The sequence below is a fragment of the Eubacterium callanderi genome, from assembly GCF_900142645.1.
Taxonomy (GTDB): domain Bacteria; phylum Bacillota; class Clostridia; order Eubacteriales; family Eubacteriaceae; genus Eubacterium; species Eubacterium callanderi.
In genome coordinates, this window is record NZ_FRBP01000004.1 from 210,971 (window position 1) to 232,832 (window position 21,862).

Sequence of the window (21,862 nt, forward strand, 5' to 3'; positions counted from 1 at the left end):
AAAAAAATAAAAAAAATTTAAAAAAGTACTTGCATTCCAGTATCGATATGGCTATAATATACGAGTACCTTAAATCTGAGGTCACACAAATGGGCCATTAGCTCAGTTGGCTAGAGCACCTGACTCTTAATCAGGGTGTCCAGGGTTCGAGTCCCTGATGGCCCACCATTTCACAATAAAGCAATCAGATTTAAGCATTACTAAAAATTAAACGAGCCTTATATGGGACTCGAACCCCGTGGGGGTTTGAGCGTGAAAAAAACCAATTGGTTTTTAGCGAAAATCTCCGAGGTTTTAAAAACCGAGGAGGACAAATGCAGAGCATTTGTGTCCCTGATGGCCCACCATTTGAATTTAATACACGAATAACACCAGTCGCTTTTGCTATGCAAAAGCCATTTTTCTGTAGGGGTATAGCTCAGTTGGTAGAGCAGTGGTCTCCAAAACCACGTGCCGAGGGTTCAAATCCTTCTGCCCCTGCCAAATTTAATCATAAACTCTAAAATTGGCTAAGACAGCCGACTTTTAGAGTTTTTTTATATTCAGCTTTAGCCAAGAAAATTGACGTATCTGTTTTTTTATATTATAATAACGAACGGTTTGTAGCGTTTTTTAAACAAGTTTTAAGAATGCTGCTTATCCATATACTCAAAATAAAAAAAGAGAGAGGACGAAGAAATGAAGAGTGTAAAAAAACTTTTTGCTCTGCTGCTTGTAGCCGTACTTGCCATCGGTATTGCAGGCTGCGGAACCGGTGGAAGTTCTTCTGGGGGAACATCTTCAGACGGTAAGATCCGTGTAGCAATGCAGGATCCTAATGTGCCGATTGACCCGCAGAAACAGACTAGTAGTTATTTAATGATGGTTGCTGACCAGATCACACAGCCATTAATCAGCCTGAAAAATGATGGTACATTAGCACCAGAATTGATCAAGGAAATGCCAAAAATCTCTGACGATGGTTTAACCTATTCTTTTGAATTGAAGGATAATGTTAAATTCCATAATGGAGAAACTGTGAAAACGTCTGACGTTAAATATTCCTTTGAACGTTTATTAACCGAAGGTGTTATGGGCTCTATGATCGACCAGATCGTGGGCGCACAGGCATTGATTGACAAAACAGCTACCTCCCTGGAAGGTTTTAAAATTATCGATGACCAGAAGTTTGATATTGTGCTGGAACAGCCTTTCAGTCCATTTACTTCTACCATTGCAACAGCTTACGTAGCCATCTATCCAGAAAAGGCCTGTAAAGATGCGGGCGCAGACTGGGGTAGAACAGTGCTTTACGGTACTGGCCCATACAAAATGGACAGCTATGTTGCAGGACAGGGAATCGAATGCTCTAAATTCGATGACTATCATGGCGAACCAGCCAAAAACGCTGGTGTTTCTTTCAAATTTATGGAAGATGCCAACACACAGGTTATGGAATTCCAGAAGGGCAACATTGATATTGTTCAGTTAGACGCTACCTTATACCCACAGTATAAAGACAATGCAGACATCAAGGACAGCATTCACTCCTTCATGCCAATCGGGGAAATCTATTTAACACCGAGTGTTGAAATGATTCCTGAAGTTAAAGTAAGAGAAGCTTTAAGCTATGCGATCGACAGAGAAGCGATCTGCAAAGATTTATTAAACGGTACTGCTGTTCCGGCTAAGACTTTCCTTCCAGAAGGCCTGATCGGATACAATGAATCAGCACCTGCATATGAATATAATCCCGAAAAAGCAAAACAGTTATTGGCAGAAGCCGGATATCCGAATGGTTACACCATTGATGTGCCATTATCTTCAAAATATCCATTCAAAACCAAAATTGCAACCGCTATTCAGGACCAGGCACGCGCAGCTGGCTTTACACTTAATTTAAGCGAAGTTGACGGCGCTGCTTACAATGATATGGATTTAGGCGGACAGATTCCTTTGGGCGTCAGCAACTGGTATGTTGATTACATTGACCCAGATGGAATGATTTATCAGCGTTTTGCACCGATCGTTACAATGACACATTCAAGTAAATATCAGAATCCTGAATTTGATGCGCTGTTGAACGAAGGCCGTCAGATTACCGACGAATCAAAACGTCAGGAAATCTATTCAAAGGCAGATCAAATGATTACACGTCAGGATTATGCTGCTATTCCGATTTGTCATGAAACCAAATATTATTTGATGAACTCTGCAGTTAAGAATTTTGAAGTTACGGATATGTTCCGTTTCCATTTTGAAACAGCAGAATTATCCTAAGTGATATAAAGGGTTATTTATAAGTTTAAAGACACGGTAGGACAACTCGTAAGGTTTTGTTCTGCCGTGTATTTTAAATGGTATAAATTAAAAAAGGAGGAAAACAGTTTGGGTAAATATATCCTAAAAAGACTTGGGCAGACATTGCTGGTTCTTTTCGCTATCAGTATCATTGTCTTCTTATTGATGAATGTGCTGCCCGGTGACCCTGTAGCGTTGATGCTTGAAAAACGTGCAGATCCTGCAACTGTTGAGCAAGTGCGTCATTCGTTAGGATTGGACAAACCTTTATTCCAGCAATATTGGGATTTTCTAGTTGGAATTTTTCATGGTGATTTGGGGACTTCTTATTTCACAAAAGAGCCGGTTATGGCAACATTAACCCGCAGCTTTTTCATTACGCTTCAGTTAGCAGCATGTTCTTTTGTCTTTGCCGTAATTATTGGGGTGACTTGTGGAATGCTGGCTGCTATTTACAGAGGTAAAGCACTGGATTCAACATTAATGACACTCTCTATCGTAGGTATTTCCGCACCATCTTTCTGGGTTGCCATTATTCTACAGATTATCTTCGGCCTGCAACTTGATTTACTGCCGATTTCCGGGTTTTCATCGCCCATTTATTTTATCCTGCCGAGTATTGCGCTCGGGACGCGGTACGCCGCATCCATTGCCCGTATCACACGTACGAGTATGCTGGACGTTATCGGGCAGGACTATATTCGTACTGCGAGGGCAAAAGGGGTAAAGGAAAGTGTTGTCATGTGGAAGCATGCCTTCAAAAACGCCTTGATCCCGATTGTTACTCTGTTGGGGACACAGCTTGGCTACATGCTTGGCGGCTCCATGCTCATTGAAAAAGTATTTACAATTCCAGGAATTGGTAATGTTCTGGTTACGAGCCTCAATAACCGTGACCTTCCGCTTCTGCGTGGTGCCATGCTCTACGTGGCCGTTGCCTTTGTACTGGTAAACCTTCTGGTCGATATTTCTTATGCATTCATTGACCCAAGAATTCGAGTTACGGAGGGTAAAAAATAATGAAGACACCAAATCTTGGATATAAACGAAACAACTACGCTGAGGAGAAGACAGGACAGGAAATTGTCGTCCAGTCAAAAAGCTACTGGAAGGACAGCTTCAACCGCCTGAAGAAAAATAAGGTTGCCATGGTCTGCATGGGGATCATTATCATTCTGGCGCTTGTCGCCATTCTGGCTCCGCTTATTTCTCCCTATGATCCAAACCAGCAGAATTTGGCCATTGCCCTTCAGTCACCTTCAGGCGAGCACCTGTTTGGCACCGATGAATACGGGCGCGATATTTTATCCCGTGTTATTTACGGTACCCGCGTATCCCTTTCAGCAGGGATTATTGCCCAGATCATCGCGACCATTCTGGGTGTTACCCTCGGTTCGCTGGCGGGCTATTACGGCGGTAAGGTGGATACTGTTATTTCCAGAATCATGGAAATTTTCGCAGCTTTCCCAGACCTGCTGTTAGCTATGGCAATCATGTTTGCGCTTGGTACTGGCCTCACCAGTCTGTTTATCGCCCTTGCGATTGTCAACTGGGTGCAGACAGCCAGAATGGTCCGCGGGCAGGTTATGCAGCTCAAAGAAAAGGAATTCGTTGAGGCCTGTATTGCCAGTGGCGGCAGTGGCTTCCGAATTATCATGAAGCACATGATTCCAAACTGTATTTCAACCATTATTGTATTGATAACCCTTGGTATTCCAAGTGCGATTCTGACCGAGGCGTCTTTAAGCTTCCTCGGTATTGGTATCCAGCCGCCAGATCCGAGCTGGGGCTCCATGATCAGCTACGCGCAGCCATATATCAACAGCGACCCGCTGTATAGTATATTCCCCGGAATCGCCATTATTATCACAGTAATTTCCTTTAATATGTTCGGTGACGGCCTCAGAGACGCCCTGGATCCGAAGTTGAAGAATTAAGATCAGAAAGCGGTGATTACGACATGAAATTATTAGAAGTAAAAGACCTTAAAACCTATTTCTACACCGATGAAGGTGTCGTTAAATCTGTTGATGGTGTTAGTTTTTCTGTAGATAAAGGCGAAACACTTGGGGTTGTAGGTGAGTCTGGCTGTGGTAAAAGTATCACATCGATGTCGATTATGCAGCTGATTGGAAAGCCGGGGAAAATTGTCAACGGCGAAATTGATTTTAAAGGTGAAAACCTGCTGAATAAAGATAAGGAAGAAATGCGGAAAATCCGTGGCAAGGAAATTGCCATGATCTTCCAGGAACCCATGACTTCCCTGAACCCAGTTTACACTGTAGGGCAGCAGATTATGGAAGCTGTCCTGATTCACGAGGATATGACAAAGGAACAGGCCCGGGAACGCGCGATTCAGATGCTGGATCTCGTCAAGATCCCAGATGCCGAAAAGCGTCTTAATTCCTATCCCCATGAGTTTTCAGGCGGGATGCGCCAGCGTGTTATGATCGCCATGGCCCTCTCCTGTAACCCTGAGTTTTTGATCTGCGATGAACCGACAACGGCACTGGACGTTACCATCCAGGCCCAGATCCTCAACCTGATCAATGAGCTCAAGGAAAAAACCGGCACCGCTGTCATGATGATTACCCATGACCTTGGGGTTATCTCTGAGGTTGCCGATAACGTTATGGTTATGTACGCGGGCCAGGTCGTTGAGTATACCGATGTGGACACCGTGTTTGAAAAACCGCTGCACCCTTATACCCAGGGCCTGATTAGCTGTATTCCGAAGCTGGGCGGCCAGGAAGAAAAGCTTTCAACCATCAAGGGCATGGTTCCAAGCTTTAACGATATGCCGGAGGGCTGCCTGTTCTGCCCGCGCTGCGAATACGCAAAGGATATTTGCCGCAAAGAACGGCCAGAGCTTGTTGACCTTGACGGCCATCAGGTACGCTGCTTTAAATATACCGATCGATGGGAGGAAGAAAACTAATGGCAGAAGAAAAAAACAATGTGTTGCTGGAAGTTAAAGACCTGAAAAAATGGTTCCCCATCAAAGGCAGCGGATTCGGCAAGGAAAAAGCCTTTGTCAAAGCGGTGGACGGCGTCAGCTTTACCCTTAACCGCAGTGAAACCCTCGGTATTGTAGGGGAATCCGGCTGTGGTAAATCCACCATGGGACGCTCAGTTCTCCGCCTGATTGAGCCGACTGAAGGCCAGATCATCTATGAGGGTGAAGATATTATGACCCTGGACCGCAAGGCCCTGCGCGCAAAACGTAAGGAATTCCAGATGATGTTTCAGGACCCTTATGCGTCGCTGAACCCGAGAATGACGGTTGGTGAAATTATCGGTGAGCCTCTGGAAATCCAGACGGATATGAACAGCAAGGAGCGTGAAGCAAAGGTTCTTGAGATCATGGACCTTGTTGGGCTCAATACCCAGTATATCCGCCGCTATCCACACGAGTTTTCAGGTGGACAGCGTCAGAGAATCGGTATTGCCCGGGCAATCATTTTACAGCCAAAGCTTTTGGTGTGTGATGAGCCCGTATCCGCCCTCGACGTTTCCATTCAGGCCCAGATCATTAACCTGATGGAGGACTTGCAGCACCATATGGGGATTGCCTTTATGTTTATTTCCCATGACCTGAGTGTTGTACGCCATATTTCGGACAGGGTTGCGGTTATGTACCTGGGCCATGTTGTCGAATACGCGGAGAAGGATGAGCTCTACAATAATCCGTCTCATCCTTATACCATTGCATTGCTGTCTGTTATTCCGACGGTTGAAAAAACCAAGAGAGAAAAAATCATTCTTCAGGGTGACCTGCCAAGCCCGGCCAATCCGCCGAGCGGCTGTTGTTTCCATACCCGATGCTACAAAGCGCAGCAGATCTGTAAGGAATGTACCCCTGAGCTCAAGGATTTAGGCAATGGCCATATGTGCGCCTGCCACTTCCCTGGAAAATAGACGGCTCAGTATGAATAAAACGCGAAAAGCCTGGAAATCCAGGCTTTTGCGTTGTATACAGGAACTTTAACAGAATAAAGGGAGAAAGTATCTAAAATGAAAATTACGAAAATCAATACAAAACGTGTCAAGATTCCTTTGGTTGAACCATTTCATATTTCGTTGGGCGTTATCACCCACGCAGAGCAGATTCTGGTTGAAATTGAAACCGATGAAGGTCTTGTGGGGATCGGTGAAGGCTCAGCCGCTGTTTTGATCAGCGGTGAAACCCTGGAAAGCATTGAAGCCGGCATCCGCATCATGGAAAAGGAAATTATCGGCTGCGACCCAATGGATATTGAAAAAATCTACTGGATCATGGACCGTGCCATTGCCCACTGTCCTTCAGCTAAAACAGCCATTGACATCGCCTGCTATGATCTGATTGGTAAAATCACAAACATGCCTTTATACAAGGTTTTAGGGGGAAATTCCAATACCTTTGAAACGGACATGACCGTTGGTATCAACGACCCGGCTTATATGGCTGAAAAAGCAAGAACCCATGTGGCCGAAGGCTTCGACACCATCAAAACAAAGGTCGGCACCACTGTGGAAGCTGACGTAGCCCGCGTTAAAGCCATCCGTGACGCAGTAGGCCCGGATGTTAAAATCCGTCTGGACGCAAACCAGGGCTGGACGCCAAAGGAAGCCATCGCTGTGATCAACAAGCTGGCAGACTATGACATCGAGCTCATCGAACAGCCTGTGCCTTACCATGATTTTGACGGTCTGGCATTCGTTACTGCCCACTCTCCAATTCCGATTATGAGTGACGAGAGCGTCTTTAACTCAAAGGATGCCATGAGAGCCATCAAAATGCATGCCGTTGACCTGATCAATATCAAGCTCATGAAATGCGGCGGTATACGTGAAGCGCTGAAGATCAACGCCATCGCTGAAGCGGCTGGCGTTGAATGTATGCTGGGCTGCATGGCCGAAGAAAGCAACATCGGTGTCACCGCTGCTGCCAGCCTGGGCGCTGCCATGAAAAATATCACGAGAGCAGACCTTGACGCTCATCTGACCCTGACCGACGTAGCTGTAAAAGGCGGCGTTATCATGGAAAATGGCAAGACCATGATCCTGCCTGAAAAACCAGGTCTGGGACTGGAAAAGTAAGAAAAGAATTAAAAGGTTAATCATAAACAGCCACCAGCTGCCTGTTGCAGTCTGGTGGCTATTTTTTAATGGAAAATTGAGAATGGAAAATGGAAAATGATAGAACCCTTTTGCATGTGCAAAAGCGATTGAGACCGCGGCCGAAGGCCGCTGTTTAAATCACTTTTTCGATAGAAAAAGTGTTCGTAAATTTTCCATTTTCCATTTTTCATTCTCCATTGATGACGTCCACAATGTCCATACGGCGGATTTTTTTGGTTGGCCCGATGATGGACAGAAAGGTTGTGGCCAGGGACAAACCGATGATGATGACCAGGGGCAGCCAGGGCAGGCTCCAGGCGTCGCCCCAGCGGGTGGTGATCATCTGGTCATACAGGAAAGCGTGAAGGGGAAGTCCCAGAACCGCGCCGGCTGCGCAGCCCACAAGGGCATAGGCGGCCGACTCTGAGGCCACCATCCGCACAAGCTGCCTGCCGGACATCCCCACAGCGCGCATGACGCCGTACTGGTTAATGCGGCTGGAGACGCTGATGTTCATGCTGTTGATGATATTGAAAATGGTGATCAGAGCAATGATGAACAGGAAGCCGTACACAAAGGTAGACATGGTGTAAAAGGCTGAGCGGGCCTCCTGATTGCCCTGTCTGGAATCCGCCACAGTAATGTCATAGCCTGGGGTGCCGCTGTGCGCGCTCTCCGCTGCTGCGACAAGGGCGTTGACCGTGCCCAGGGTGTCATCGCTGGCGGCTTCATTTACCTGCAGGTCGATGACCGTGTAGCCCTGGCCGCCTGTAATGCGGTCAAAGGTATCTTCTGAGCTGATGAGGATCTCGCCGTTTTCCTCTGCGTTAAAGGGCAGGGAGGAAAGCACGCCGCCCACGGTAACGGTTTTGTCACCGCCTGCGGCTGGCAGGGTAATGGTGTCGCCGGTCTTCCAGTTCTGGCGGTTGTCATAGCTGACCAGCACCGTATCAGGATTTTCCCGGACACTGTCAATGCTGCCGTCCACCAGCACCGCTTCGGACCAGTCAAACTGCTGATCTTCGTAGGAGATAAGGCTGATGGCGAGTCCGTTTTTTTCGGGCAGCGGGGCGTATTTTCTGCCAAAAGCCCGCTCGATTCCCGGAACCTCATTAAGCTTTGCGGCCAGGTCATCGGGCAGATAAAGGCCGTTTTCCTCCAGGGCGACTGTAATATCCGGTGTGCTGGGTTTCAGCGGACGCATGGCATGGGACATAAAATCAATGAACACCGTAAAAGATAAAAAGAGAATAATGCTGATGGCAAAGGAGGCGGCCATCAGAGCCATATTCTTCCGGTTCCCAAAGGCGTGGCTGGTCCCCATGGCGATGTCCACAGGCAGGCGGCTGGTTTTTGCCGCCCGGTGCACCTTGGGCAGATTGCTTTCCATATTGCCGGTAACTGCGTTTAACGGGGAGACCTTTGAGGCTTTTTTGCAGGGGGACATGGCCGCCAGAAATACGGTCAGAAAACCGACGATGACACCAGCGGCCAGGCCGATGGGGCTGAGCTGAAACAGGGGCAGGTTGCCGTAAAAGGTTGGGTTGAAATGCCCCACCACGGCGCAGGAAATCCAGATGATGACCGTGCCTGCAAGCAGTCCCATTGGGATGCCCCGCAGACTGAAGCCAAGGCTCTCGCGCCGCACGTATCGGCGGACCTGTTTTTTGGAGGCGCCCAGACAGCGCAGCAGACCAAAAAACTGGGTCCGCTCCAGAATACTGATGTTAAAGCTGCTGGAAATCATGATGGTGCCTGCGATCAGTACCAGCAGAAACAGCACCAGCGCAATGCCGTAAAGGGCATAGGCGTAAGGGTCGCCGATGACGCCGTAGAGCCCGAGAAGCCGCTGGTTTTCCTGAATCTGGCCGGGGGACAGGCCATAGGTAGTCTGGATATCCTCGATACCCGGGCGGATGTCAAGCGCGTTTTTAAACTGAAGGTAATAGACGGTCCGGGAATCCCGGTTTTCCAGACACTGTTTTATACCCGCTTCATTGAAAAAAGCAGCGTGCCGGTCTCTTGACTTAAGGGCGGAAAAATCATTGAAGGTACCGCAGATGGTAAAGGTGACCGGCGGGCCGCCCACCGCCTCGGTAGTGACGGTGTCGCCGATGCTCAGGCCAAGCGCATCAAGAAGCTGCCGGTCTACAAGGGCTTCATCCGCTGTCTGGGGAAAGTGCCCTTCGCTCACCGTAAGCCCCATCTCGGCCGACAGGGCTTCGCTGCTTCCCTGGAGCATGAGTTCCCTGCCGCCCAGCGCTGCGCTTGAAGCAGCAGTAAGCCAGCCGGAGACAGCCACGTCGGGCCGAAGGCCGATCATCTGGCCGGCGGCCTCGTCCAGGTCCTTGATGGCGATGTGAAAATTGCCGTCCTCCCGGATGGCCCGGTCGACTTCTGCCCGGATAGCCATATCGGCCATGCCGAAGATCGCGGTGACCAGGCAGACCGCAATGGTGATACAGAGCACGGTGATCCGGTTTTTCCTGCGGTGCACCCTTGCGTACTGTGAAACAAGGTCGAGGTAGCTTTTCATTGCAGGGCACCTCCCAGATCGGTGAGGAAACCGTCAGAAACCTGAAGCACCCGGTCGGCCTGCTGCGCGATGGCAGGGTTGTGGGTGATCATGAGAATGGTCTGACGGTAGTGCCTGGAGGTGGATTTGAGCAGAGAGATAACCTCACGGCTGTTTTTGCTGTCCAGGTTGCCCGTGGGCTCGTCGGCCAGAATGAGCATGGGCCGGGTGACTAAGGCCCTGCCGATGGCCACACGCTGCTGCTGCCCGCCGGAGAGCTGCCGCGGCAGGTGGCTTCTGCGCTCCCTTAGCCCGAGAACCTCCAGAAGCTCCTCCACATAGGCCTGATCGGGCTTTTGATAATCGAGCAGGAGGGGGAAGATGATGTTCTGCTCTACGCTCAGCTCGGGAATCAGGTTGTAGGACTGGAAGATAAAACCAATGCTGCGTCTCCGGAAGATGGTGAGCTGCTCCTCCTTCATGGAGAAGATATCCTTGCCGTCGATAAAAACCTGCCCCTTCGTCGGGGTATCCAAAGCCCCAAGGGTATTGAACAATGTGGTTTTACCAGAGCCGGATTCGCCCACAACCGCCACGAATTTGCCCTTTGTGATATTAAAGGAAACGTTTTTCAGGGCTTCTACACGGGCGTCGCCGTCCCCGTAAATTTTTGTCAGTTTTTTTACTGTGAGTAAATTCATGTTGTTTACCACCTTTCTTGATCTGCTAACAGGATAACACGGGCAGCTTACGGGCAGATGTCCCAAAGCTTACAATTTTGTCATCTTCAAAAAGGTCATGGTAAACAGGGCACCCTGGCCCGGGCTGCTCTCCACCGAGAGCGTGCCCTTATGAGCTTCGGTGATGGCCAGAGCCAGAGGGAGCCCCAGCCCGGCGCCCTGGGTATCCTGGGAGAAGCGGCTGCGGTAAAAGCGTTTGAAAATATGGTGGATATCCTCCGGGTGGATACCGCTGCCGTTGTCCTGGACCGTGATGCGGGTGACTGCTGCGCTCTCATCCCATCCAACTGCAATCCAGCCGCCGGTGCTGGTATGGTCAAGGGCGTTTTTTATCAGGTTGCTGACAGCCTCGGTGAGCCAGTCGGGATCGTAGAGGAGCCGGGCAGCCGGGCTTCCGGAAAAGCGCAGGGCTTTCTGTTCCCGTCTGGCCCTTGTCTCAAAGCTGTGTGACAAATCCTCCATCATCGCCTGAACAGGCCTGAGGACTGGTCTCAGGGTGATGGCGCCTGCGTCCAGACGGGTGATTTTAAGCAGGTTTTGAATCAGGGTTTCCATACGGTTCAGCGAGTCGTTTACCTTATCTGTGAAACGGGCCAGCACCTCGGGGTCGGCGCCGTCCTCCTGAAGAATTTCATTGTACATTTTCAGGGCGGCCAGCGGTGTTTTCAGCTGATGGGAAATATCGGAGAGGGTATCCTTGAGAAAGGACTTTGCCTTTTTTTCTGTATCCAGATGGGCGGTGAGGGAGGTGGCCAGGCTGTTGATGTCCGCAAAGAGCTTATACAGGCTGCCATCCGCGTCGCTTTCCAGACGGGCGCTGGTGTTGCCGCCCATGAAGCGTTTGAGCTGAGTTTCGGCCCGGGTGATTGTGCGCTGCTGCGCGCGGAAATACAGCACACAGAGCACTGTGACACAGAGGGTGAAGAGAAGCCCGTAGGAAAACAGCGAGAGCATGCTGCTGTACCGAAAGGCCGACAGAAAGGAAAGGTAGGCGGCAGGGGTGTCCGGCGTGTAACCCGCCCGGGTGAGCAGCGCCGAACCGGCCTCGCCCTCACTGGCGGTGAGGTCCCGGGTAAAGACATCAGCGACTTCCTCGGCAGGAAGCCCCTTATCCAGCAGCGCGCCGGCCAGCTCAGTGTCTCTGGTGTAAAGAACACTTCGGGCGCTGGAGGAGAGAGAAAAGGCGATGAGCTGTCCGGCGAGCAGCAGAAAAATCGTCGCTATGCCTAAAGCTGTAAACAAGCGCCGGATATCCCGGTTGTTAAAAATTGTGCTCATGATCAGTCACCAGCGCTTTCGGACTGCCATTTGTAGCCCATGCCGCGCACAGTGAGCAGCCGGGCAGGATGGTTGGGATCATCTTCGATTTTGCTGCGAAGGCGTCTTATATAAACCGAGAGGGTGTTGTCGTCCACAAAATCGCTCGGACTGTCCCAGAGGCGTTCCAGAATGGAATTCCGGCTCAGTATCATGCCGGGATTCTGTAAAAACATGATCAGCAGGCGCTGCTCCGCGGCGGTGAGCTCCAGAGACTGGCCGTTTTTAGTGGCGCTGCCTTTCATCAGATCCACCGCGATGCCGTGGCTTTCGAGGATGGGAGACCGGAGCTTTCGGGCGCGGCGCAGCAAGGCCTTTATTCTGGAAACCAGCTCACCCAGATTAAAGGGTTTGGTGATGTAGTCATCGCCGCCGATGTCCAGACCCATGACAACATTGACCTCCTCATCCGAAGCTGTCAGAAAAATGATAGGCACCTCAGAGTGCCTGCGGACACTGCGGCAGATATCAAAGCCGGTGCCGTCGGGCAGTGTCAGATCAAGCAGAAGCAGATCAAAGGAGTCCTTTTCGAAAAGGAGAAGGGCCTCCTGCACGGTCTGGGCAACGCGGACATTAAAGCCGTTTTTGACCAGTGTATATTCGAGTCCGTCAATGAGGCTTGTGTCGTCTTCAACTAAAAGGATACGGTTTTGGATCATAAAAAAACCTCCTGTACATAAGTGCTTTTATTATAGCACAGGAGGTCAAATGGTATTCTGAAAAGACAACATTTATTTAAACGGTCGTTTTTCGGTTTAAACGGTATAGAAAGGGATGTCAAAATTAGTTATAATAATACAAAAAGTATCAGAATGGAGGAAAAAAGTGAAAAAGAAATCATTGCCCAAATCATGGAAAGGACGAATTACCGCAGCCATCCTGGGCGTAACCCTAAGCTTTACGGCTTTTACCGGCTCTGTTGTGCTGGCAGCGCCGGAGATTCCAGTGGATACTAGCGGTGTCGATAATTATGACGGCGGCCGCCTGCCCGCAGGGCTGGATTCATCCTATTACACTCTGCCCCAGGACACCAACGGCATCACGCCAAGGGGCGTGACGTTACCGGAGCAATACGACCTGCGGAATAAGGGGCTTGTGACCGGCACCCGGAATCAGAACCCCTGGGGCTCCTGCTGGTCCTTTGGCAACACCTCCAGCATCGAATCCAACGCGGTGCTGAAAGGCGCTGGCAGCGCCGGCAGCCTGGACTATTCCGAGCACTATATGGCCTGGTTTACCTTCCAGCCCTACCAGGGCGAGGGGTATGAGATCGTGGAGGGCGCGGCAAATGTCCTGGACTTTGGCGGACGTCGGCAGATGGCCACAGCGGACACCACAGCCTGGTTTGGACCGATTGATGAGACGCTGGCGCCCTATGTCAACGCCGCGGGAGAACGGGATGACAACGGTATTCCGTTGAAAACCGGTGACTGGAGCCTTCCGGAAAGCCTGCGGGATGAGGCAGAGGAGGTGCACGTGCAGAACGTGGATTACCTGCCTGAGACGGGCGTCTTTAAAGGCACAGCGGTGGATAAAGATGGTATAACCTATAAAACCGGTTACTCTTTTGACGAGGCTGCCCTAAAGGCCGTTAAAAGCGCTCTCATGGAAAACGGTGTGCTGGACGTGTCCTACTATGCGGCAAAATCACTTCCAGATCAGGATGAGAATACCACTGAAATTTTTAATACCGAAACCCATGCTCAGTACAGCCCAAGAAATGCCTCGGCCAACCATGAAGTCTCCATTGTGGGCTGGGATGATACCTATAGTGTTGATAATTTTAGCACCACGCCGCCGGGACCAGGTGCGTGGATTGTTAAAAACAGCTGGGGCAAGGGGAACGGTGGCGCAGGCTCTGTGGATGCAGAAGGCTACTTTTATATCTCTTATTATGACCAGACCGTCAGTGAGTTCACTTCCTACCAGGTGGACGTGCCGGAAAACGGTCTGTTCAGTTATGATAATAATTATCAATATGACTTTTTAGGCTATAAGTCCTTTGTGTCCGTTCCGCCGAGCGAGGACAACAGAGGTAACAAGGTAGCCAACATCTTTACTGCGGAAAAGGATGAGGTATTAACGGCAGTGTCCGCCATTACCGTGGATACGAACAGTACCGTTGAGGTTGAAATTTACAAGCTCGCCGATGGCGCAGACCTTTCAAACGCGGGCGAGGCGGTTTCCACAATCACTGCCCAACCCACCTACGGCGGCTATCACACCATTGAACTGAACAAGGATGTTGAGCTAAAGGCCGGCGAACGCTTTGCCGTGGTCGAGACCATTACGGGAGATAGCGGTGGCTATCTACCGATAGAGATGGGCTATAGCGGTGTTATTACCCAGGGCAGCGGTGGTAAAATCCAGACCATTGCCAAGATTGAACCAGGCCAGAGCTATGTTTTTTCCAAGGAAAATGGTCAGTGGATTTGGTCTGACATAGCAAATACGCCTCCAACAGTAGTCGGCGATGAAACCAGTAACTATGGCAATGCTATGATCAAAGCCTTTACCGTCGATCAGGATGACGCAGTGGCAGCGGCTCTGACCGTTGAAAGCCTTGACAGCCAGAAGCAGTCTCTGGGAAGCCAGGAGGTAACGGATTTTGCAGCCCCGGTGCTGCTGCCAGCCGGGACAGAAACTATCCGCCTGAGCGCCACAGCCCAGAACGGAACCGCCAGCCTGAGCGTGGCTGAAAATACCGAAGTTGCCAAGGAAGATTTCCAGAATACGCCCATAGTCCTCAGCCTGACCTCTGAGCCAAGGGGGAACAACGGGGCAGAGTATACCCTGAGCTTTAACATTGAGAAAGTGCTGGTATCTGAAGATGGTAGTACAACTCTAATCGACAATCAGGAGCTGCTGCCAGAGGGAACGATCTTTGATGCCAAAGCGCTGACAAAGGGCGACGCCTACGAACAGGCAAAGAAGACATTGAAGGATGGGCATGACGCTTTTACACTTTATGAAGTTACAACGCTGGATAAGGATAACAAGCCTGTCACCCTGGCATCAGGAAAAAAACTGACCATGGAATTCAGACTGCCGGATGGTTACGAAGCGGCTAAAACCAAGATTTATACCATCGGTGATGATGGAAGTCTTAAGGATATGAACGCCGCTGCAAAAACTCCAGAGCCCCAGGCCACTGTACTGCGTACTGCTGAGGCGGCAGAGTCCAAAACCGTGCTGAGTGTGGATACTAACGTACTCAATGGCACCTACGCTATCGCCGTGGTTAAAAATGACACTTCTGGCGGCACAGATGAACCCCAGCAGGGCAGCGGCGGCACAGAAACCAAGTATGCAGAAGCGCCGGCTCAGCCGGGGGTTCTGACAGGCCTCACTTCCGCCGCCAATATCGTACTGCCCATTGGCATTATCGTTTTGGTGATTGTCATTGCGGGTGTTTGGATCTATCTGCGAAGAAAAAATAAATAACGTATACTGAGACCTGGCTGCCTGCCGGGTCTTTTTTAGTACGGAACAGAGACAAAAAGATGATAGGATACAGATGTTGAAGTAAAGGAACAGGTGCCTTTATATGAATGAATCAAGAGAAGATGATCTGTTTTTAGAGCGTTTATCACTTCACTAATGCTTTTCAAACTACAATTTGCTATAATAGAATCATGAGCAGAAATGGAGTGATTGTAAATGAAAATTTTACTATGCGAAGATAATCCGGCAGATCTGGAAAAAGCCCGGGAACAGATCGAGGCAGCTGCAGAAACCTACCCGGAGGAGAGCATGCTTGAAATTTGCCAAACTGCAGAAGCCTGCAGAGCTTATCTGAAAAGCGAGGTGCCGGATCTGGTTTTTATGGATATCTTTATGGCAGAGACCTCCGGCGTTGATTTGGCCCGTGAAATCCGAAGCCTGAGTACAGATGCAAAGATCGTATTTCTGACCAGCTCTAATGAGTTTGCGGCCGAATCCTACGAGGTTGGAGCCATGGATTATATCCTTAAGCCCCCGACGCAGAGTCAGGTGAAAAAAGTATTTGAAAATTATATGAAAACCCAGAAGTCCCAGAGGCGTTATATTTTAGTCAAGCGGGGCAGAGACGAGGTTAGAATTGAGGAAGCTGGCATTCTTTATGTCAGAACCATCGGCAATGAAACCAGTATCCATACAAAAACCGGCGTCATCAGAGCCTACTATCCCTTGAGAGAAATTGAAAAGCAATTGGACGTCAGCCGTTTTCTGAAAGTCCGAAAGGGGCTGATCACCAGCATGGATTATATCGAATCCATGGAAGGTGATTATTGCGTGCTGAAAAATGGCGAGGAGTATGCCATCAGCCGGAAAAACAAGTCGGAAAACCGAAAGAAATTTTATGACTATCAGTTTTCACAGATTGAAAGGAGGTAAAGGGTTGCTCGAATCCAATGTTTTTTTGCGGTATATTCTTGGCTTCTGGGTGCAGGTGGTGCCTGTGGCAGCCCTTTGCTATCTGGCCTTTGACCCGGAGGATTACCGCCTGAGCGTCAAAAAGACCGCTTTTCTTAACCTGGGGGTCATGCTTCTGCTGTCCATTTTGGAGACTTTTTTGTGGGTCTGGAATGAGCAGCTTCAGGGCACTGATTATGAGGCGGCCTTCAGCGGCAACAGTACCATTTTTTACGGCTTTCTGCTGCTTTGCTTCTTTTTGTTTCTGGCCTGCGTGCGCAGTACCCTGGTCAAGAAGCTGCTGGTCTTCTCGATGGGTTTTGCCTACGCGGTCTTTGTGGCCTCCGGCGCCAACACTTATCTGACTGTTTTTCCTGAAAGCAGTTTTTGGGATGCTTCCCGTGAGGCAGGGGTGATGCTGCAGGGGGGCTCCATCTATGTGATTATCGTGCTGGAGTGTGTGACACTGCCGCTCATGATACTGTTCATGCGAAAAATCGTCCGGCCGGCACTGCGGGTTCTGGATACCAAGACAAGCCGTTATTTCTGCCTGGCCATCATTATTATGCTCATGCTGTACTGCGCGAGCTATACCCGCATCACCTTTAATTTTGACACCGTACTGTTTGTGTTTTACTGCCTGACCCTGTGTGTGTTTGGGTCCTTTGGCATCTTTTTTTACACAGCCGGGCAGATGAACAAAAACAGGGAAACAGAAGAAAAGGCACGCCAGCTGGAACACCAAATCCAGCTTGAGGAGCTCAATTACCGGAATATTGTCGGCAATCTGGAGAATGCCCGCATGCTCCGGCACGATGTGCGACACCATCTGCGGCTCATTGGCGAGCTGGCCGAAAGCGGCAATACCAAGGCCATTCAGGATTATATCCAATCTTACGACGACCGTATCCAGTCTGAGACCACCGTACAGGCTTCCGACAATTATATCTTTAACAGCATCTATCAATACTACCTTGCAAAGTGTGAGGAAAGCGGTATCGAGCTGAACGTGAAGGTAAAGCTGGGGCAGACACCAGGTATTGACCAGGTGGATCTTACGGTTCTGTTTTCCAACATTCTGGAAAACGCCTTTAACGCCTGCCAGAAGGTCGTCGGCCAAAAGCCCTTTATCGACCTGCGGGTAGGGCCGGTGGGCAGTTCCATGGTCATTATCATGAAAAACAGCACCACGATGGTCAGCGAAAAACAGACCCTGACCACCGCAGAACTTCAGCGCCTGAAGGAAAACGGGCGTAAAAGCCTTGGACTGCAGAGCGTTCAAAGCATTGTGGACGCCCATCACGGGTATGTGGAGTACCACTGCAGCGAGGGCGTGTTCAGCACGAAAATAAGTATCATCTGTGCCGCAAAAGACACCGATGATAGCAGGGAGGAAAGAATATGAAAAAAATAATATCAGGAATGATGGCGTTGGTCCTCTGCTTTACACTGGCGGCCTGCACTGCCGGGTCTGGTACGGGTATCGCAGGAACCTGGAAGGAGGAGACCGCAGCCGAAACAGACCAGAGCGGTTACCAGCTGACTTTTAAGGATGACGGCAGCTTTGAGGAAAGGATTGAGCCAAAAAGCGATCAGGCATCGCCCACCACTGTCAGCGGAAAATACACTGTGGACAGCGGCAGAATAAAGCTGGAGGTCACCAGCTTTTCCGGAGGCGGTATAGAGGCGGAAAACCTCATGAACCTGGGCGCTGGCAGCAATGTGGTGGAGCGGCAGTACGAAATTGAGGGCCAAACCTTGTATTTGTACGAGAACGAAAAACAGGAGGGCCGTACCGAGAAGGCCTTTGAAGGAAAGTTCATCAGAGAATAAAAAACAGATAAAATGTGACGAGTGGTCAAAACTCGATGTAAACGGTATGCTGTCCGTGGGAAAAGTATGATATAATAAAAAGGATTTAATAAAACCTGAGAGGAGAATCATGTGAAAAAGCGAATTTTAGGCATTATGCTGAGTCTGCTTATGGTCTTTTCCACCGTGCCGGCAGGAGTGCTGGCCCAGGAAGACAGTCCGGCAGATTATGGAACACCCGGTGTAGATTACGCCGAGGGCGAGGCCATCGTCTATGTTGACGGCGGCGCAGCAGCGCTGAACAATACAAACAGCCGTAGCCGTAGCGCCTCAGCCTACGAGACCGAGGAGCTCATGACCGTAGAGGCAGCGGCAGAGCCCGCGGCCGAAAACAGCCCCATGCTGCGCAGCGCAGCCGCCCAAACGGGCAAAAGCCTGGTGCTGGTAAAAAGCGGCCAGGACACCGAAAGCCTGATCGCGGACCTGCAAAACAACCCCAATGTTGAATTTGCAGAGCCGAACTATTTTGTGGAGGCTTATGGTGTAAATGAGCCAACAGACCCGGATTATACTTACCAATGGGCTTTAAAAAATCAACTGAATCCCGGAAGCACCAGCATTCCGTCGGCGGATATCAACGCTGCAGATGCGTGGAAAGCAGTTGATACAACAGGCAATACCCCCGTGGTCGCCGTGCTGGACAGCGGCGTGGATTATCACCACCCTGACCTTGAAAATATTATGTGGAAAGACGGCTTGAATTACAAATCTCTTACTGATATGGGCGGTGGTGAGTATGGTTACAATGCTATTACAGGTGAGGATAGCAAAGATCCCATGGACACAGATACTGGCCATGGCACCCACTGCGCGGGCATCATTGCCGCCGAGTGGGATAACGATATCGGCGTTGCCGGTGTCAGCCCAAACGCCCAGATCATGGCCGTACGCTTTCTCGGCCAGTCTGGAAGCGATATGGCCGGAGCCATCCGCGGTTACGCCTATATCCAGGCAGCAGCAAAGGCTGGCGTGAACGTGGTCGCCATCAATAATTCCTGGGGCCCCAGCGCCGTTGAGGGCCGGCAGCTGCGGTCTGTTTCCACGGCAGCCACTGCCATCGGCAGAGATTACGGTGTGGTTTCCTGCTTTGCGGCAGGCAACTCCAATACCAACAACGACCTGAACAGCGGCGGCATTGTCAACAGCCCCTATGTGGTAACCGTTGGCGCCATGGACAGCGAGGGCTATCGCAGCTTTTTCTCCTGCTATGGTAAAGAAACCGTGGATGTTTTTGCACCCGGCAGCCAGATTTTATCGACCACCACCACCTTTACGGATGCAGCGCATCCCATGAACACACACGTCATGCCTGTGCAGTATCTGCCGCAGATACAGGAGGATGGGGATTCTTATTTCTATGAAGATTTTGAGAACACATCAAGGGTGGGTCTGCGCCTTTTGGACGCAGACGGTAAAGTTGTTGAAACAGCAAAATCATCCGTTTTATCCCCTGGCTATGCCAGTGACAAAGGCCTGCAGATTTCTTTAGACAGCATCCAAAATGATGAGGCTTTCGCCATTGAGATGGTCTTTAACCGGGATGAATTAAAGAGCATTGATACAAACGCGCTTTTCAATATCGCATTCCAGGCAGGCTGTGACAACGCCATGTACGGCCAGACCTTCCTGCTCCAGTATCAGGATAAGGACGGGAATTGGCAGGGCATTGATTCAACTCAGGTATTGACAAAAGATCCAGTCAGCTATTTACCTGCCCGTCTGCGCCTGTCTGACCACAACTGGAACCAGTCGACCCAGGAAGTCAACTTGCCTGATTTTATGGAATATAAGAACCCAGAAGCACAAAATGAGGTCGTCTTACGTCTCATCCCCAAGCCGGCCGAAGAAGGGCAGCAGGGCGTAATGAGCGGAAAGACAGCCGATACCGCCACCTTCCGTCTGGACGATGTGGGCTTTGGTAAAAAAGCCTCCGACTATTTTTACTCCGACGGTACCTCCATGGCCACCCCAGTGGTCACCGGGATTGCGGCCCTGCTGTCCACGAAATTTGACAGCGCAGAAGAAGTCTGCGCACGCATCAAGGGCGGTGTCAACCGCGAAGAAGCTCAGGAGGATCTGAAAAACGCGTCCGTTTCCCAGGGCTTTGTGGATGCTGGAGCCGCCTTTGACGATACACAATGCGTTCCAGTCCTCAATGATCTGACCATCGACGGCGATACAGCCACCCTTAAAGGCTATTTCTTTGGAACACAGGGAACCGTCAGCGTTGGCGGACAAAACGCAGCTATTACCGGATGGGCAGATAACACCATCACTTTTACCATGCCCCAGGGCATAAAGGGAAAACAGGAGGTTATTGTCACGCCGGAAAATAAAGATTACGGACGGAATATTTTCGAGGTCAGTACCTATGTTAAAGGCTACAGCACCCTGGCAGCCCCAGATCTTAAGCTCGATGAATTCGGTGATTACGACCTCAGATCAGCCGACCTGTATCCTCTGACCATGGCAGCCACCGAAAACAAGCTGGCCTATCTGGGAATTATACTGGAAAGCAGCAAACTTAAGATGTCCGTTTATGACATCGCGGCAGGAAAATGGGATGAAAAGCCCGTTTCGTTGCCAGAAAATATGGTAGAAACGCCAAACCTGTCCTTTTATTCAATGACCGCGGGGAAAACGAAGTTCTACTTATTGTACAGTGCACAGGAAAAAGTGATTAAAGACGGAAAAGAAACCACAAAAGATATTGTCCGGATTGGCACCTATGACCCGTCAGCAGCCACCTGGAAAACAGTGGACACAGAGCTGGGCGGCACCGAAAAGCTTGTAGTCTACGGCGATAAGCTGCTGGCCGTCGGCGGCGATGATATTACCGTAACAGATAACGGCGTGACATCGACCGCTAAAAACAGCGTGCTCATCATCAATCCAGAAACCGGTGCGACCACCGGCAGCCTGAAGGATATGCCAGAAGGCCGCAGCGGAGCAACGGTCAGCGCATCGGGCAGTACACTCATGGTTCACGGCGGCAACAACGGGCTGCTGAATCCAGATCAAAAGACCTATGACAATACCTTAAGCTACGACGGCAGCAGCTGGAACACCTATGACGACAGCTTTCCGGCCGCCGGGCAGTTTGATGCCAACCAGACCCTTGACGCAGCCTATACCGCTCTCAACAACAACGGCATGCTGGCAGTGGGCCCGGTTAAAGACCTGGACAAAGCCGAGATGATGGACACCTGGAGCTTTAACGCCAAAGACAAAGCCTGGGCAGGCGATGCCGGCAAGCTCTACAGCCAGACCAAGACCACCCAGAACATTGGCGCGGCCTCAGGCAACCAGTTTTATGTTTTAGGCTATACTGGAAGAGACACAGAACCGCTGGTATTCCGCTCCACCACCGTGGACTATACCGGCCCGACTGGCGACCCGTCCGGTGACCAGCCCACACCGCCGGAGCCAAGCCCCAGTGTGAACCCATCCCCGACAGCGGCGCCCGCAGATAGCGGCACTACTGGAAACGGATCAAACGCGGGAACTGGCCTCTTTGGCGGCGCCTCAGGCATTGCCCTGACCGCCGCGGCGCTTCTGCTGCTGGCAGCAGGCGGCGGCCTGGTACTCTACCGCAGAAGAAAAGGTTAAACCTGAAAACCCCCGCAGTACAGCTGTACTGCGG

At 50.4% G+C, this 21,862-nt stretch carries 15 protein-coding genes and 2 tRNA genes; 13 read left to right on the forward strand and 4 right to left on the reverse strand.

The features are described from left to right. Positions 1 to 91: 91 nt before the first annotated feature. The 8 genes from BUC22_RS06550 (at position 92) to BUC22_RS06585 (ending at position 7,359) form a co-directional block, all read left to right on the forward strand. Positions 92 to 168 (forward strand) — tRNA-Lys (locus BUC22_RS06550). 239 nt (positions 169 to 407) lie between these two features. Further along, a tRNA-Trp gene (locus BUC22_RS06555) sits at positions 408 to 483 on the forward strand. A 195-nt stretch (positions 484 to 678) separates the two neighbouring features. Then, the gene (locus BUC22_RS06560) at positions 679 to 2,259 is read left to right on the forward strand and encodes an ABC transporter substrate-binding protein (RefSeq protein ID WP_013379530.1); all 1,581 of its coding nucleotides are present in this window, start codon (positions 679 to 681) and stop codon (positions 2,257 to 2,259) included. Between the two features lie 108 nt (positions 2,260 to 2,367). After that, positions 2,368 to 3,300 (forward strand): ABC transporter permease, encoded by a 933-nt coding sequence (locus tag BUC22_RS06565; protein WP_041689831.1) that lies wholly within the window; start codon positions 2,368 to 2,370, stop codon positions 3,298 to 3,300. Further along, entirely contained in the window at positions 3,300 to 4,217 is a 918-nt protein-coding gene (locus BUC22_RS06570) for an ABC transporter permease (RefSeq protein ID WP_013379532.1), read from the forward strand. The genes BUC22_RS06565 and BUC22_RS06570 overlap by 1 nt, the downstream gene beginning before the upstream one ends. Positions 4,218 to 4,240: 23 nt before the next feature. Beyond that, complete coding sequence (locus tag BUC22_RS06575) at positions 4,241 to 5,218, forward strand: ABC transporter ATP-binding protein (RefSeq protein ID WP_013379533.1); 978 nt, start codon at positions 4,241 to 4,243, stop codon at positions 5,216 to 5,218. Then, positions 5,218 to 6,198 (forward strand): ABC transporter ATP-binding protein, encoded by a 981-nt coding sequence (locus tag BUC22_RS06580; protein ID WP_013379534.1) that lies wholly within the window; start codon positions 5,218 to 5,220, stop codon positions 6,196 to 6,198. The genes BUC22_RS06575 and BUC22_RS06580 overlap by 1 nt, the downstream gene beginning before the upstream one ends. A gap of 96 nt (positions 6,199 to 6,294) precedes the next feature. Further along, positions 6,295 to 7,359 carry a mandelate racemase/muconate lactonizing enzyme family protein gene (locus BUC22_RS06585; protein ID WP_013379535.1) on the forward strand — a complete coding sequence of 355 codons (1,065 nt, stop codon included), beginning with the start codon at positions 6,295 to 6,297 and terminating at the stop codon, positions 7,357 to 7,359. Between the two features lie 208 nt (positions 7,360 to 7,567). Here the strand turns inward: BUC22_RS06585 and BUC22_RS06590 are convergent, their stop codons facing one another. The 4 genes from BUC22_RS06590 to BUC22_RS06605 all read right to left on the reverse strand — a co-directional run bounded on the left by BUC22_RS06590 (position 7,568) and on the right by BUC22_RS06605 (position 12,611). Beyond that, positions 7,568 to 9,916, reverse strand: a complete 2,349-nt coding sequence (locus BUC22_RS06590; protein ID WP_073382617.1) for an ABC transporter permease — start codon at positions 9,914 to 9,916, stop codon at positions 7,568 to 7,570. Continuing rightward, entirely contained in the window at positions 9,913 to 10,596 is a 684-nt protein-coding gene (locus BUC22_RS06595) for an ABC transporter ATP-binding protein (protein WP_013379538.1), read from the reverse strand. Before BUC22_RS06595 ends, BUC22_RS06590 begins: the two co-directional genes overlap by 4 nt. A 69-nt stretch (positions 10,597 to 10,665) precedes the next feature. Beyond that, positions 10,666 to 11,913 (reverse strand): sensor histidine kinase, encoded by a 1,248-nt coding sequence (locus BUC22_RS06600; protein WP_013379539.1) that lies wholly within the window; start codon positions 11,911 to 11,913, stop codon positions 10,666 to 10,668. A gap of 2 nt (positions 11,914 to 11,915) precedes the next feature. Beyond that, complete coding sequence (locus tag BUC22_RS06605) at positions 11,916 to 12,611, reverse strand: response regulator transcription factor (protein WP_013379540.1); 696 nt, start codon at positions 12,609 to 12,611, stop codon at positions 11,916 to 11,918. A gap of 166 nt (positions 12,612 to 12,777) precedes the next feature. Here BUC22_RS06605 and BUC22_RS06610 point away from each other — a divergent pair, with 166 nt between their 5' ends. The 5 genes from BUC22_RS06610 (at position 12,778) to BUC22_RS06630 (ending at position 21,828) form a co-directional block, all read left to right on the forward strand. Beyond that, the gene (locus BUC22_RS06610) at positions 12,778 to 15,396 is read left to right on the forward strand and encodes a C1 family peptidase (protein ID WP_041689832.1); all 2,619 of its coding nucleotides are present in this window, start codon (positions 12,778 to 12,780) and stop codon (positions 15,394 to 15,396) included. A gap of 216 nt (positions 15,397 to 15,612) precedes the next feature. After that, the gene (locus tag BUC22_RS06615) at positions 15,613 to 16,329 is read left to right on the forward strand and encodes a LytR/AlgR family response regulator transcription factor (protein WP_013379542.1); all 717 of its coding nucleotides are present in this window, start codon (positions 15,613 to 15,615) and stop codon (positions 16,327 to 16,329) included. A 4-nt stretch (positions 16,330 to 16,333) separates the two neighbouring features. Then, positions 16,334 to 17,752: a sensor histidine kinase gene (locus tag BUC22_RS06620; RefSeq protein WP_013379543.1), complete on the forward strand. Its 1,419-nt coding sequence runs from the start codon at positions 16,334 to 16,336 to the stop codon at positions 17,750 to 17,752. Next, a complete protein-coding gene (locus tag BUC22_RS06625; RefSeq protein WP_013379544.1) occupies positions 17,749 to 18,180 on the forward strand; it encodes an LptM family lipoprotein in 432 nt (143 codons plus the stop codon). Before BUC22_RS06620 ends, BUC22_RS06625 begins: the two co-directional genes overlap by 4 nt. A 111-nt stretch (positions 18,181 to 18,291) precedes the next feature. Next, positions 18,292 to 21,828, forward strand: a complete 3,537-nt coding sequence (locus tag BUC22_RS06630) for a S8 family serine peptidase (protein WP_070081197.1) — start codon at positions 18,292 to 18,294, stop codon at positions 21,826 to 21,828. Positions 21,829 to 21,862 lie beyond the last annotated feature (34 nt).

Excerpts from the sequence above, each read along its gene's own strand:
- BUC22_RS06580 (WP_013379534.1), top strand. The coding sequence starts at position 5,218 with ATGGCAGAAGAAAAAAACAATGTGTTGCTGGAAGTTAAAGACCTGAAA.
- BUC22_RS06590 (WP_073382617.1), bottom strand. The coding sequence starts at position 9,916 with ATGAAAAGCTACCTCGACCTTGTTTCACAGTACGCAAGGGTGCACCGC.
- BUC22_RS06570 (WP_013379532.1), top strand. The coding sequence starts at position 3,300 with ATGAAGACACCAAATCTTGGATATAAACGAAACAACTACGCTGAGGAG.
- BUC22_RS06560 (WP_013379530.1), top strand. The coding sequence starts at position 679 with ATGAAGAGTGTAAAAAAACTTTTTGCTCTGCTGCTTGTAGCCGTACTT.
- BUC22_RS06595 (WP_013379538.1), bottom strand. The coding sequence starts at position 10,596 with ATGAATTTACTCACAGTAAAAAAACTGACAAAAATTTACGGGGACGGC.
- BUC22_RS06625 (WP_013379544.1), top strand. The coding sequence starts at position 17,749 with ATGAAAAAAATAATATCAGGAATGATGGCGTTGGTCCTCTGCTTTACA.
- BUC22_RS06605 (WP_013379540.1), bottom strand. The coding sequence starts at position 12,611 with ATGATCCAAAACCGTATCCTTTTAGTTGAAGACGACACAAGCCTCATT.
- BUC22_RS06585 (WP_013379535.1), top strand. The coding sequence starts at position 6,295 with ATGAAAATTACGAAAATCAATACAAAACGTGTCAAGATTCCTTTGGTT.
- BUC22_RS06615 (WP_013379542.1), top strand. The coding sequence starts at position 15,613 with ATGAAAATTTTACTATGCGAAGATAATCCGGCAGATCTGGAAAAAGCC.
- BUC22_RS06600 (WP_013379539.1), bottom strand. The coding sequence starts at position 11,913 with ATGAGCACAATTTTTAACAACCGGGATATCCGGCGCTTGTTTACAGCT.
- BUC22_RS06575 (WP_013379533.1), top strand. The coding sequence starts at position 4,241 with ATGAAATTATTAGAAGTAAAAGACCTTAAAACCTATTTCTACACCGAT.